The sequence below is a fragment of the Micromonospora sp. HB375 genome, assembly GCF_017872985.1.
Lineage (GTDB): Bacteria > Actinomycetota > Actinomycetes > Mycobacteriales > Micromonosporaceae > Micromonospora > Micromonospora chalcea.
Window position 1 is genome coordinate 4,207,705 of sequence record NZ_JAGGJO010000001.1, and the last position, 12,736, is coordinate 4,220,440.

Below are 12,736 nucleotides of genomic sequence, written 5' to 3' on the forward strand. Positions count from 1 at the left end.
GGTTCGCGCATGACGGCCATCGAGGCCGTCTCGGTGTTCCTGCCGCAGCGCCGGGTGCCGGTCGAGAGCCTGGCCGCGCCACTGGGCCTGAGCGACATGCAGGTGCGCCTGTTCCGCCGCTTCCACGGCCTGACCGAGGTCCGCCGCGACCCCGGGCTGTCCCTGACCGACCTGCTGCTGCGCGCCGCGCACGGCCTCACCGCGCTGCACACGCTGCGGCGGCGGGTGCGGTTCGTGGTGTACGGGCGGGCCTTCCCGGTGGTCACCCCCTACCCGGTCAACCCGCTGCACGAGGTGTGCCGCGCGCTCGGGCTGGGCCACGCGCTCGCGTTCACGCTCACCCAGCAGTCCTGCGCCAGCGCGCTCGCCGCGATCGACGTGGCCGGGCGGCTGCTCGCGTCCGAACCGAACACGCCGGACGGCCCGCCGCTGGCGCTGGTGCTGACCGGCGAGAAGGCGTTCACCCGTGACGCCCAGTTCATCCCGGAGACGTCGGTGTTCAGCGAGGGCGCCTCGGCCTGCCTGCTCAGCGCCGGTGGCGGCCGGGACCGGCTGCTCGCGTACGCCTGCCACCAGCGGGGCGAGTTCGACGTGGCCGGCGGCGAGTCCCCGGCGCGGTTCCAGCGGGCGTACCGGCCGGCGCTGGCCGAGGTGATCGGCCGGGCGCTGGAGCGGTCCGGCACGACGCTGTCCGAGCTGCGGCTGGTGCTGCCGCACAACGTGAACCTGATGACCTGGAAGCGGCTGTGCCGGCTGATCGGGCTGCCGCTGGACCGGGTGCTGCTGGACAACGTCACCGAGACCGGGCACGTGTTCTGCGCCGACGCGTTCGTCAACTACCGCACCGCCCGGCAGCGCGACCTGCTCCGGCCCGGTGACCGCTATCTGGTCGCGGCGGTGGGCGCCGGGGACGGCGCGACGTTCGCCGCCATGGTCTTCGAGCACTGAGCGGCGGAGGCCACCATGGAGACCGGACTCCGCCTGCTGCGGGCCGCGCGGCGCACGTTCACCGGTCCGGCCGCGCTGCTCGGCGACCCCGTGCTGCGCGAGCGCGCCGCCGGCTACCTGGCCGACCTGACCCGGCCGTACGGGCTGCGTGTGCCCGGCGGCCTGTTCGACGCGCCCGCGGCGGCGCTGGGCCAGTCGTACGGGGAGATGGCCGCCGAGCTGATCCCCGCCGTCGTGCCGCCGGACGAGCCGGTGGACCTGCTCGTGCTGGCGTTCGCCGTGCACGACATGCTGCCCGGGCGGGCCACCGCGGCGTACCTCAGTCACGTCTGCCCGGGCACGCCGATGTCGTTCGCGCTCTGCGACCAGGGCTCGGCGGCGGCGTTCACCGGGCTGCGGATCGCCCGCACGTACGGGTGCCGCCGCGCCCTGCTGCTCACCGTCGAGCAGGCGGTGCTGCCGTACGACGCGGCGGTGCCCGTACCGGCGCGCCACCGGGCCGTGGCCATGCTCTACGACGCGCTCGCCGACGACGGCGCGCACCGCGACGGCGACAGCGATGGTGCGGCCGGCGGTCCCGAGCTGATCGGGCTCGGCGGCGGCGCGCGGGTGACCGCGCTGCGCCAGCACGTGGGCGTCGACGCCGGCGACGTGGCCGCGCTCGCGGCGGCCGAGGTGGGCGAGCTGACGGCCGGACGTACCGATGTCGCGGTCGTGCTCGGCGCGGACCTGGCCGCCGTGTGGCCCGGCCACGGCGGCGCCGCGGTGACGACCGGGCCGCGCAGGCAGCCGTCCACCGGGGTCTGGTGGGCGCTGCTGGACCGTCTCGCCGGGGACGCGGCGCGGCCCCGGCCGGTGGTGGTGGCCGACTACGAGCCCGGCCTGAACTACCTGAGCGTGGTCGCGCTGGCGCTGGCCGGCCGGTCAGAGCCCGTCGGCGAGCGCCGCGCGGACGAACGCGAGCAGCCGCTCGTTCGCCTCCGGGGAACCGACGGTGATCCGGACCCCGGCGCCGGGTAGCGCCATGACCAGGATGCCGGTCTCCCGGGCCCGGTCGGCGAACGGCACGGCCCGCTCTCCCAGCGGTAGCCACACGAAGTTGGCCTCGCTGGGCGCCACGGTGAGCCCGAGGCCGCGCAGCGCGCCGACCAGGCGGGTACGCTCCGCCACCAGCTCCGTGCACCGCCGGGTCAGCTCCGCGTCCACCTCCGGCGTCAGGCTCGCCACCGCCGCCGCCTGGGCGAGCGCGGAGGGGAAGAACACCGCCCCGGTGAGCGCGGCGGCCCGGGTGAGCCGGGGCGGCACGACGGCGTACCCGACGCGCAGCGCGGCCAGCCCGTACGCCTTGGAGAACGTGCGCAGCACGCAGACGTTGCCGTACGCCCGGTACAGGTCCATTCCGTCCGGCGAGCGCGGGTCGGTGACGAACTCGCGGTACGCCTCGTCCACGATGACCGGCACGTCGGCCGGGATCCGGTCCAGGAACGCCTCGACGTCGTCGCGGCGCAGCGCCGCCCCGGTCGGGTTGTTCGGGTTGCACAGCAGCACGCAGCGGGTCCGCTCGGTCACCGCGTCCGCCATCGCCGGCAGGTCGTGGCCGTACCCGTCCATCGGCACCGGCACGGCGCGGGCCCCGGCGTTGCCGATGATCAGCGGGTAGCCCTCGAACGACAGGGCCGGGTGGACGACGTCCGGCCGGGGCCCGAGGGACTGCACGAGGTGCTGGCACAGTCCGGCCGAGCCGGGGCCGACGAGGATCGCCTCCGGTCCCACGCCGAGCCGCCGCGACAGCGCGGCCACGAGCGCCGCCGACGTGCGGTCCGGGTAGCGCTGCAGCGCCGCGGCGGCGTCGGCGACCACCCGCCGCACCCCCGGCAGCGGCGGGTAGGGCGTCTCGTTCATGGACAGGTCGGCCGGCGGGTGCGTCCCGACGGCGGTGCCAGGCGTCATGGTCGCTCACTTTCTGACGGGACCGGCGGGGTGTGCGCTCGCCGGTCGGCCAGGAGCCCGAGCTGGTACAGCCGGTCGACCGCGGACAGCGGCCGGACGTCGGTGCCGGAGAGGTTGCCGGCGGTGAGCCCGAGCAGGCGGGGGTTGGCGGCGGTGCGGCGCATCATCCGCGCGCCGAGCAGCTTCGGCAGCCCGGACACCGCGGTGATCATGCGGGAGGCGTTGTGGCTGACCGTCGCGACGTGGTCCAGGCGGGGCCGCCGCGCCGCCTCGAAGGCGAGCAGCGCGCGGTCCACCGCCGCCGGTTCCGGCGCGCCGCCCTCGGCCGCCAGGCAGGCGGCGAGCGTCTCGGCGTCGCCGAGGGAGCTGTTGACGCCCTGCGCCGCCATCGGGTGCACCGCGTGGGCGGCCTCGCCGGCGAGCGCGAGCCCCGGCACGGCCAGGCGCGCGCTGCGCAGCCGGTAGACCGCGAGCAGTTGGCGCCGGTCCAGGCTCGCGCGCAGCGCCGCGCCCAGCGGGCGGATCGCCGGCACGTCGGCGAGCAGCCGGTCGCACCACGCGCCCAGGTCGACGCGCCCCCGGAACTCGTCCGGCGTCACCTGCGCGTACAGGCGGCACCGCCCGCCCGGCAGCGGGTAGACCAGGCAGAGTCCCCGGCCGGTGCGGTAGGCGGACACCTCCTCGGCCACGTCGGCGCCGGCCACGTCGAAGGCGACCAGGCCGTGCGGGTACTCCTGGCGCCGCACCGCGATCCCGGCGCCGCGGCGCAGCGGCGACGACATGCCGTCGGCGGCGACCACCAGCGGCGCGTGGATCTCCTGCTCGGCGCCGTCGGCGACGAACCGGACGCCGCCGATGCGCCCGTCGCTGTCGCGCAGGACGCCGGTGACCCGCGCTCCCCACCGGATGCGCGCTCCGGAGGGCAGCCGGTCGGTGAGCACGCGGCGCAGGTCGCCGTAGTCGGCGCAGAGGATCTGCCGGTACGCGCCGGGCAGCCCGGCGTAGTCCAGGCAGAGCAACGGCTCGCCGGCCGGGTCACGGATGGCCAGCCGCCCGACCGGGCGCGCGCCGGTGGCCCGCAGCGCGTCCAGCAGACCCCAGGAGTCGAGGATGCGTACCGTCTCGGGCTGCAGGATCTCGCCCTTGGCGATCGACGCCGGGGTGCGCTGCCGGTCCAGCACCAGCACCCGCAGGCCGAGCGCGCCGAGCGCGCGGGCGCAGGCCAGGCCGCCGGCGCCCGCGCCGGCCACCACCACGTCGGGGGTCATCGGGTCACCGCTCCCGGCGCCACGTCCGGCCGCGCGGCGGCCCGGCGGTACTCGCCGAGTGCCCGCAGCGCGAGCGCCTGGGTGATCACGGCGTTGGGATAGCGCATGTGGTGGCGGATGTAGTTGCACACCCGGGCCGCCGGCCAGCTCCCGTCCGGCCCGGCGGCGGCGACCAGCCGGGCCACGCCCCGGTCCACCGCCCCGGTGGCGTCCGGGTCGCCGGTGGCGAGCAGGCCCTGGACGGCCCAGGACGTCTCCTCGACCGAGCCCGCCGTGCCGTCGCCCGGCCCCCACGAGCCGTCGGGCAACTGGGTGTCGCGCAGCCACCGGGCCGCCCGGCGCACCACCTCGTGCCGGGCGTGCCCGACCCGGGACAGCGCGGCTACCACGACGGCGGTGCCGGAGGTGTGGTCGCGGTACCAGAGGTTCTCGAACGTGCCGTCGGGCGCGGCCCGGGTCAGCAGCCAGGCCGCCGCCCGGGCGATCGCCGGATTGTCGTCCGGGTGGCCGGCGTCGTGCAGCGCGAGGATCGCCTGGCTGGTGATGGCCGGGCACGGACCGTCGTTGGCGAGCCGGGTGTCACGGACCCACAGGCTCCACGAGCCGCGGCTGTCCTGGCGGCCGACCAGCCACGCCAGTCCGTCGCGCAGGACCGGGTCGGCGCCGGCGCCGGGAAAGCCGGCCAGCGCGGAGAGGATCTCGGCGGACTCCAGCGTCACCGGCCAGCCGCGCGCGTTCGAGTAGCTCCATCCGCCCGGCGGCACGTCCAGCACCTCGAACGCCTCCGGTTTGCGGCCGGCGTGGAGGAACTCCCGGGTGGCGCGCAACCGGGGGTCGTCGGCGTAGCCGGCCGCGATCAGCCCGGTCGCCGCGTACCCGGTCCGGGTCAGGTCCAGGTTGGTGACCGCGTCCCAGGCGCCGTCGGGGCGTACCGCCCGGCGCAGCCAGCCGACGACGGCGCGGGCGATGTCCGGCGCCTCGCCGCTGCGGGCCAGGCCGAGCAGCACCAGCGCGGCCGGCCACGGGTCCTCGCTGAGCGCGCCGGTGCCGCCCTCGTGGTCGTGGATGGACCGCAGCAGCCGCAGCGCCACCGGCCGGGCCCGGCCCAGCGTGGCCCGGCGCAGGCGGCCGGTGGGCAGCAGGTCGGCCTGCATCAGGGCGAGCCCGATGAACGGCGCGGTACGGAACGACAGGCGCTGCCGGCGTACCCGGTCGAACAGGACGATCTCCAGTGGCAGCCGGCGCAGCGGGCCCGCCTCGGCGGTCATCCCGGCCATGGTGAGCAACTGGCGGCAGAGCAAGGAGATGGCCGGGTCGGTGACGGTGTCGACGCCGCCCAGCGCGGCCAGCCGGGTCCGGCCCGCCGCGATCGCCCCGGCGCTGTCGGCCGGCGCGGTCAGGGCCAGCGCCGCGATCGCGACGGCGGTGGGCACGACCTCGGTGCCGGCGCCCACCACGCCGCCCCAGCCGCCGTCGTCGTGCTGCTGCCGGCGCAGCCACGCGGTTCCGGCGCCGACCAGGTCCGCGCAGCCGGACGGGTCGGCGGCGTGCAGCGCGGCCACCGCGCCCGCGGTACCCAGCACCGAGGCGGGCGGGTCGTCGCCGAACGCGCCGTCGGGGCGGCGCCGGCGCAGGAGCGCCTCCGCGCCGGCGGTGACGGCCTTCCCGACGGCCTCCGTGGTCACAGTGGTCATGGCGCGTCCTCCACCGGTACTCGACTGCGGGTGGCGAGGGTCAGGCCCGCGACCGGCGGACCGAGTTCGTGCCGGGCACGCATGGCGCGCTGCGCGACCCAGGTCAGCGCGACCATCGGCAGCGCGAGCGCGAGTTGCACGGCGACGCCGAGGCCCAGCCCGACCGCCGCGGAGGCCAGCGCGACCCGCTCCACCACCAGGACCGAGTGCGCGCGCAGCGCCACCACGACCGGCATGCCGCCGCGCCGGCGCACCAGCGGGGCCAGTGCCACCACGCCGGTCAGCAGGACCACGAGCACGGTGATCAGGTACGCGGTCCGCGCGTCCCGGCCGGCGAGCAGCCCGGCGGCCACGGCGGCGGCGATCGCGACGGCGTAGAGCGCCAGCACGGTCCGCACCGCGAACGGCACGCCCCGCCCCACCGGCAGCGTCCGGTAACCGCCCGCGCGGTCGCCGTCGATGTCGCGCAACGCGCCGACCAGGTTGGACATCGCGTCGTGCGACCAGAACGCGACGACGAGCGCGAGCAGCACCGGCGTCGCCGAGGCGCGGTCCGGGGCGAGGCCGGCGGCGAGCGCGCCGTAGACGAGCGCGACCGCGCCGAGCGCGCCCCGGACCAGATTTCCGGCGATGCCGCGGGCCTTGAACCACCTGCTGTACGCGACGATGCCGCACCCGGCCAGCAGCGCCGCCGCGGTGGTGCCCCACCCGCCCAGCACGGCCAGGACGCCGAGCAGCGTGAAACAGGCCCAGCCGCACCAGAGCGCGGTGCCCGCGCCGAGGCGCCGGGACGGGATCGGCCGGTGCGGTTTGCTGCCGGCGTCCAGGTGCCTGTCGAAGTAGTCGCCGAGATAGTGGCCGCCGAGCCAGCCGGCGGTCGGCGCGGCCCAGGCCGACAGCAGCACCCACGGATGGTGCGGGCCGCCGGCCACGGCGGCGCCGGCCAGGCCGACCAGCCCCACGTACCAGAGGGTGTAGGGCCGCCAGGTCTCGACGTGGGCCCGCAGTGCCCGCACGGCGGCGGCCGTGCTCACGCCGTCCCGCTCGTCATCCAGGCCGCGATGCCGGTGAGCACGTCCGCGCCCGCGGACGGGGTGAGCACGGCCAGCTCGGCGCGGGCCCGCTCGGCGTGCCCCACCATCCGCTGGCGGGCGCCGTCGACCGCGCCGACGTCGCGCAGCAGCGCGGCGACCCACTCGACGTCGCCGGGACCGGCGCCGCGCCGGTGCAGCACCGCCAGCAGCTCCACCCGGGTCGCGTCGGTGACCGCGTCGTACGCCAGCAGCAGCGGCAGGGTGGGGCGGCCGTTGTTGAGGTCGCTGGACGCCGGTTTGCCGGTCTGTTCCGGGGTGGCCAGATAGGACAGCAGGTCGTCGCGGATCTGGAAGGCCATCCCGAGGTGCTCGCCGTACCGGGCCAGCGCGGCGGCAACCGGCTGGTCCGCGCCGCCGAGCAGCGCGCCGATCTCGCACACGGCGCGGAACAGCGCGCCGGTCTTGAGCCGGATCATCTCCGGATACCAGCGGGCGCCCGCGTCCAGGTCGCCGACGAGCCGCGCCTCCAGCGCCTGCCCGCGGCACAGGTCCTGTCCCGCCTCGGCCAGCGCGGCCACCGCGGCGACGACCGGGCCGGCGGGGGTGTCCGGACCACCCTCCACGACGGCCCGGAAGGCGTGGAAGATCAGGTGGTCGCCGGCCACGATGGCGCCGGGGATGCCGTACGCCACCGGGACCGCGGGGCGGCCGCGGCGCAGCGTGTCGGCGTCGATGATGTCGTCGTGCACGAGCGTCGCGACGTGCAGGTACTCGGTGGCGAGCGCGGCGGCGAGCGCGTCGCGGGGAGATCCGCCGACCGCCTCGGCCGCGTGCAGCGTCATCATCGGGCGCAGCATCTTGCCCGCCGGCAGCAGCGCGTAGCGCACTATCGCGTCGAGCTGGTCGGGTGTCTCGGGCCACCGCCGTCCGAGTTCGGCGCGCAGCAGCCGTCCCGATTCGCTGCGGGCGAGGTCGTCGATGAAGGGCGGATATCGCGTGGAGCCAGCAACCGTCATGACGCGTCGACCCTTTCGCGAGGGATCGGCTAGTCGCCACGCGAGACGTTACCGGCCGCCCTCCCCGCGAACAACCATTGATAAATGCGAGCAGATATGGGTGGCGGCAAATGTCGTGACCGCATTTCTCAGCACATTGACCGATGCCCAGAGAAAACCGCCCTTCCACCCAGGGCCGCCATGTCGATGCATATACGTCAATGATCGGGCGCACGGGACGGCACCGGACAGGTGCGACGCGCCCTCAGGCGCCGGCGGCGAACTCCATGAGCGTGAGCCCGTCGGCGCCGTGGTACGTGCGCCGGGGCGACAGGCCCGCGGCGGCGGCCAGCGCGGCGAACTCGGGCAACCCGCGTTCCCGGCCGCCGACGAGCACCAGCATCCGCAGGTCGTACGCGGACAGGTGCGGCACGTGCGGCACCGTCGGCAGCACCTCGATGACGAGCACCCGGCCGGCCGCTCCGGCCGCCTCGGCGCAGCGCCGCAGGATCGCCGTGGCGTGGGCGTCGCTCCAGTCGGTGAGCGCGCGCGAGACCACGTACACGTCGGCGCCGGGCGGCAGCGGGGCGAAGAAGTCCCCGACCACGGTCTCGACCCGGTCGGCGAGGCCGCACTCGGCGAACGTCGCGGCGGCGGTGGCCACCGGCTCGGGGCGGTCGACGAGCGTGCCCCGCAGGTGCGGATGGGCGCCCAGCACCTCCCGCAGCAGCCCGCCCGCGCCCCCGGCCACGTCGACCACGTGGCCCGCCTCGCGCCAGGGATAGAGCGCCGCGACCTCCGGCGCGGTGAACCGCTGCTGGCTGAGCATCAGCGCGTCGAAGTAGGCCCGGTGGTCCGGGTGCGCGTCCAGGTCGGCCCAGAAGTCCCGCCCGTGCACCTCGCGGTAGCCGGGCCCGCCGGTGCGGATCGCGTGCGGCAGACCGGCCCAGGCCAGGTCCATCCGCGCGCCGAGGCCGCCGAGGTCCAGATAGGCGCCGAGGCCACCGCCCTCGCGGTCGCAGAGCAGCTCGCCGACGTCGGTCAGGCCGAAGACGTCCGGCGACACCTCGACGAACACGCCCCGGTGCGCGAGGTAGCGCAGCAGGCGGCCCAGCGCGGCGGCGTCGGCCCCGGCGGCGCCGGCCAGCTCGGCCAGGCCGGTGACACCGTCGGCGATCAGGTCCGGCACGCGCAGGGTCACCGCCGTACGGACCGCGAACGGGGTGGCCAGGTCGGTGAGCCGGTCGAGCCGCTCCGCCGCGTCACCCTCGATCGGGGCATCGATCGCCACCCGCGCCTCCTCCACGTCGCGGGCCGGCCTCGCCGCCCCCGCCGGCACCGAATGGTTCCAGGCGTACGCCGGGTGAGTCAACGACGACGGCTGGTGAGGACATTCACGGACGTGGAACAATTCGCGGACCAGCCGTGGCGCGCAGACCGGAGGGATCATCGATGACCACATCCATCGCGGCCGAGGTCCGGCTCGTCTCCGGCGCGCTGGGCGCCGAGGTTCACGGCATCGACCTCAACACGCTCACCGACGAGGGCTTCGCGCTGATCCACGACCTGCTGCTCAAGCACCAGGTGGTCTTCCTCGCCGGCCAGACCGGGCTGACGCCGGCCGCGCACGTGGCGTTCGGCCGCCGCTTCGGCGAGGTCGAGCTGCACCCCTATCTGCCACGGCTGGACGGGCACCCGGAGATCGTCGTCATCGACTCCGCCGACGGCGGCAAGGTCGACGTCTGGCACACCGACATGACGTTCCACCAGAGCCCGCCGATCGCCTCGATCCTGCACCTGGTCCAGCTGCCCGAGGTCGGCGGCGACACCATGTGGACCAACCAGTGCCGGGTCTACGAGGCGCTCTCCGCGCCGATGCGTGACCTGGTCGACGGGCTGACCGCCATCCACGTCATCCGGATCGGCACCGAGTTCACCAGCCGGGCCGAACACCCGGTTGTCCGGGTGCACCCGGAGACCGGGCGTCGATCGCTGTACGTCAACCGGCTGTTCACCTCGCACATCCCGCAGCTGACCCGCAACGAGAGCGACGCGCTGCTGGAGCACCTGTTCGCCTTCTCCGAGAGTCCCCAGTTCACCTGCCGCTACCGCTGGCGGACCGGGGACGTCGCGGTCTGGGACAACCGGGTCACCCAGCACTACGCGGTGAACGACTACGAGGGACTGCGCCGCGGGCAGCGGATCACCGTGCTCGGCGACCACCCGACCGGGAACCCGCCGCGCTGGGAGCACTACGCGCCCGCGCCCGGCGAGCGCTACTGGCCGGGCCGGGTCAACGCGGTGGAGAGCTACTGACCGCCGCTCACCAGGTCACCGGGAACGAGGCGATGCCGCCGTTCATCCGGTCGTGCCGCCACGGGATCTCGGCCGGCGGCACCGCCGGCGCGAGCGCCGGCATCCGGGTCAGCAGCGCGCCCAGCGACAGCTCCACCTGCATCCGGCCCAGCGCCGTACCGAGGCAGAAGTGCGGCCCGAAGCCGAAGGTCAGGTGCGGGGCGTCGGGCCTGCGGTCGATGTCGAAGACGTTCGGCTCGGGGAAGAACCGGGGGTCGCGGTTGCCGGCCCACGGGACCGCCATCACGCAGTCCCCGGCGCGCATGCCGACGCCGCCGAGGACCAGGTCCTCCCGGACCACCTGCACCCGGAACATGGCGCTCACCGACGTGTAGCGCAGGATCTCGTCGGTGGCCGCGGAGAGCTTCTCCGGCGCCGCGCGCAGCTTGGCCAGCTGCTCCGGGTGCCGGAACAGCGCGAGCAGGCCGGCGCTCGTCGAGTTGATCTCCAGCCCGCCGAGCAGCACCCCCATGGCCAGCTCGACCAGCTCGGCGTCGGCCAGCTCGTGCGTGCCGCGGACCCAGGCCGAGAGCAGGTCGTCGCCGGGCTCGGCCCGCTTGCGCGCGAGCTGACCGGCCAGGTAGTCCCGTAGCTGGGCCTGCGCGGTCGCGGCGTCGGCCGAGCCGTACGCGGTGACCGAGTTCAGCCCCTCGATCCAGGCGTAGAAGCGGGGACGGTCGGCGGCCGGCACGCCGAGCACGTCGCACACCACGAACACCGGCAGCGGCGCGACCAGCCCGGCCACCACGTCGGCCGGGCGCGGGCCGGCGAGCATCGCCTCGACCAGCTCGTCCACCAGCCGCTGCACCCGGGGACGGAACGTCTCGATGCGGCGGGCGGTGAACGCGCGCGCGGCCACCCGGCGCACCGCCGCGTGCGGCGGACCGTCCATGTTCAACTCGCGGGGACCGCCGCCGTCCGGCGTCGCGGTGGCGCCGAGCGGAAGCCGGGAGAAACGGGGGTCGGCCAGCACGGTGCAGCACTGCTCGTAGCCGAGCACCAGCCAGGCGGCCCGCCCGTCGGGCAGCCGCACCCGGCTGACCGGCTCGGTCACGACCATCTCCAGCAGCTCGGCCGGAAGATCGCCGGTGAATGGCTCGAACGGATAGGAACGCAACCCGGAATTGACGCTCAACGCACCACCGCCTGCCGATCGCGGTCCACCTCGGGCACCGGCTAAGACTCCAGCATCGGTTAGCCCGGCGTCAATATCCATTGCGGTCGTCCGCGACCTTCCGCGTACCGCTTCCATCACCTAGCATCGGTTGGCCAGGACTGCCGTTTCACGCGCGGATTGGTGGGATTTGACTGCGGCTCTGCGAATTCTGATGTCGACGTGGGGCTGGCGGTCGCATTTCTACAGCCTGGTCCCGCTCGGCTGGGCGCTCCAGGCCGCCGGCCACGAGGTGCGGGTGGCCAGCCACCCCTCGATGGTCAGCGCGATCAGCTCGGCCGGGCTCGCCGCCGTGCCGCTGGGCGCCGACGTCGACTTCGCCGCCGCGTTCGCCGGCCGGATCGGCGCGGTGGCGCCGCTCGACGGGCCCGCCACGGCGGACGCCCTGGAGCCGGCGATCACCGCCGACGGCGGGGTGGTCCGCTTCGCCGACGCCGTGCTCGACGAGCTGGTCTCCTTCGGCCGGTCCTGGCGGCCGGACCTGATCCTCTGGGAGCCGTTCAACCTGGCCGCGCCGGTGGCCGCCGCCGCGCTCGGCGTACCCGGCGTGCTGAACCTGTGGGGGCCGGACTCCTCGACCACGCTGCGCCTGGACCCGGAGTCGGTGGTCGGGCCGCTCGCCGCCCGGTTCGGGCTCGCCGCCGCCGAGGTGGCGTTGGACGGAGTGCTCACGCTCGACCCGGTGCCGCCGCCGATGCAGGTGCCGATGCGGCGCCCCGGCCGCCCGGTGCGGTTCGTGCCGTACAACGGCCCGGCCGTGCTGCCGCCCTGGCTGCGCCGCCCGGCGGACCGGCCCCGGGTGTGCGTCACGGCGGGCACCATGATGGCCGGCGCGGGCCTGGACGACCGGCTCGACCTGGCCGGGGTGATCCACGCGGTGGCCGGGCCGGACGTGGAGGTCGTCGTCGTGGTCGAGCCGCGCCAGCGCGAGGCGCTGGGGCCGGTGCCGGCCGGGGTCCGCCTGGCCGACGGGCCGCTGGCGATGCGGCTGGTGCTGCCGACCTGCGCCGCGCTGGTGCAGCAGGGCGGGGCCGGCACCACCATGACCGCGCTCGCGTACGGCGTGCCGCAGCTCGTCCTGCCGCAGGTCAGCGACCAGCACTTCAACGGTGAACGGCTGGCGGCCACCGGCGCGGGCGCCTGGCTGACCCGCGAGCAGGCCACCGCCGCCGCGGTGCGGGACCTCGTCCGCGAGCTGATCGCCGACGGCCCGTGGCGGCGCGCGGCGGCGCTGATGCGCGACCGGGTCCACGCCATGCCCGCCCCCGCCGACCTGGTGCCGACGCTCGCCGCCCTGGCCCGGGGCGGCCCGATCTGA

General features: G+C 75.8%; 11 protein-coding genes. 4 read left to right on the forward strand and 7 right to left on the reverse strand.

The window, feature by feature from the left end:
• The first annotated feature begins 9 nt into the window (after window positions 1-9).
• Both J3R08_RS19250 and J3R08_RS19255 read left to right on the forward strand, forming a co-directional pair.
• Window positions 10-948 carry a 3-oxoacyl-[acyl-carrier-protein] synthase III C-terminal domain-containing protein gene (locus J3R08_RS19250; RefSeq protein WP_043323271.1) on the forward strand — a complete coding sequence of 313 codons (939 nt, stop codon included), beginning with the start codon at window positions 10-12 and terminating at the stop codon, window positions 946-948.
• Between the two features lie 15 nt (window positions 949-963).
• Complete coding sequence (locus tag J3R08_RS19255) at window positions 964-1,968, forward strand: hypothetical protein (RefSeq protein WP_043323270.1); 1,005 nt, start codon at window positions 964-966, stop codon at window positions 1,966-1,968.
• On the opposite strand, the gene J3R08_RS19260 is transcribed toward J3R08_RS19255, so the two are convergent.
• From J3R08_RS19260 to J3R08_RS19285, 6 genes are all read right to left on the reverse strand, one after another.
• Window positions 1,873-2,898 carry a histidinol-phosphate transaminase gene (locus J3R08_RS19260; protein WP_209962338.1) on the reverse strand — a complete coding sequence of 342 codons (1,026 nt, stop codon included), beginning with the start codon at window positions 2,896-2,898 and terminating at the stop codon, window positions 1,873-1,875. The genes J3R08_RS19255 and J3R08_RS19260 overlap by 96 nt on opposite strands.
• On the reverse strand, window positions 2,895-4,166 hold the full coding sequence (locus tag J3R08_RS19265; RefSeq protein ID WP_209962340.1) for an NAD(P)/FAD-dependent oxidoreductase: 1,272 nt from the start codon (window positions 4,164-4,166) through the stop codon (window positions 2,895-2,897). The genes J3R08_RS19260 and J3R08_RS19265 overlap by 4 nt, the downstream gene beginning before the upstream one ends.
• The gene (locus J3R08_RS19270) at window positions 4,163-5,860 is read right to left on the reverse strand and encodes a prenyltransferase/squalene oxidase repeat-containing protein (RefSeq protein WP_209962342.1); all 1,698 of its coding nucleotides are present in this window, start codon (window positions 5,858-5,860) and stop codon (window positions 4,163-4,165) included. The genes J3R08_RS19265 and J3R08_RS19270 overlap by 4 nt, the downstream gene beginning before the upstream one ends.
• The gene (locus J3R08_RS19275) at window positions 5,857-6,894 is read right to left on the reverse strand and encodes a UbiA family prenyltransferase (RefSeq protein WP_064445599.1); all 1,038 of its coding nucleotides are present in this window, start codon (window positions 6,892-6,894) and stop codon (window positions 5,857-5,859) included. Before J3R08_RS19275 ends, J3R08_RS19270 begins: the two co-directional genes overlap by 4 nt.
• The gene (locus J3R08_RS19280; RefSeq protein ID WP_069088422.1) at window positions 6,891-7,910 is read right to left on the reverse strand and encodes a polyprenyl synthetase family protein; all 1,020 of its coding nucleotides are present in this window, start codon (window positions 7,908-7,910) and stop codon (window positions 6,891-6,893) included. Before J3R08_RS19280 ends, J3R08_RS19275 begins: the two co-directional genes overlap by 4 nt.
• A 244-nt stretch (window positions 7,911-8,154) precedes the next feature.
• Window positions 8,155-9,180, reverse strand: a complete 1,026-nt coding sequence (locus J3R08_RS19285; RefSeq protein ID WP_043330014.1) for a methyltransferase — start codon at window positions 9,178-9,180, stop codon at window positions 8,155-8,157.
• A gap of 161 nt (window positions 9,181-9,341) precedes the next feature.
• On the opposite strand from J3R08_RS19285, the gene J3R08_RS19290 reads away from it, so the two are divergent.
• Complete coding sequence (locus J3R08_RS19290) at window positions 9,342-10,205, forward strand: TauD/TfdA family dioxygenase (protein WP_064445597.1); 864 nt, start codon at window positions 9,342-9,344, stop codon at window positions 10,203-10,205.
• 7 nt (window positions 10,206-10,212) lie between these two features.
• Here J3R08_RS19290 and J3R08_RS19295 read toward each other — a convergent pair whose 3' ends face one another.
• Window positions 10,213-11,379 carry a cytochrome P450 gene (locus J3R08_RS19295; protein WP_064445596.1) on the reverse strand — a complete coding sequence of 389 codons (1,167 nt, stop codon included), beginning with the start codon at window positions 11,377-11,379 and terminating at the stop codon, window positions 10,213-10,215.
• Between the two features lie 193 nt (window positions 11,380-11,572).
• Between J3R08_RS19295 and J3R08_RS19300 the strand changes: the two genes are divergently transcribed.
• The gene (locus J3R08_RS19300) at window positions 11,573-12,736 is read left to right on the forward strand and encodes a nucleotide disphospho-sugar-binding domain-containing protein (RefSeq protein ID WP_209962344.1); all 1,164 of its coding nucleotides are present in this window, start codon (window positions 11,573-11,575) and stop codon (window positions 12,734-12,736) included.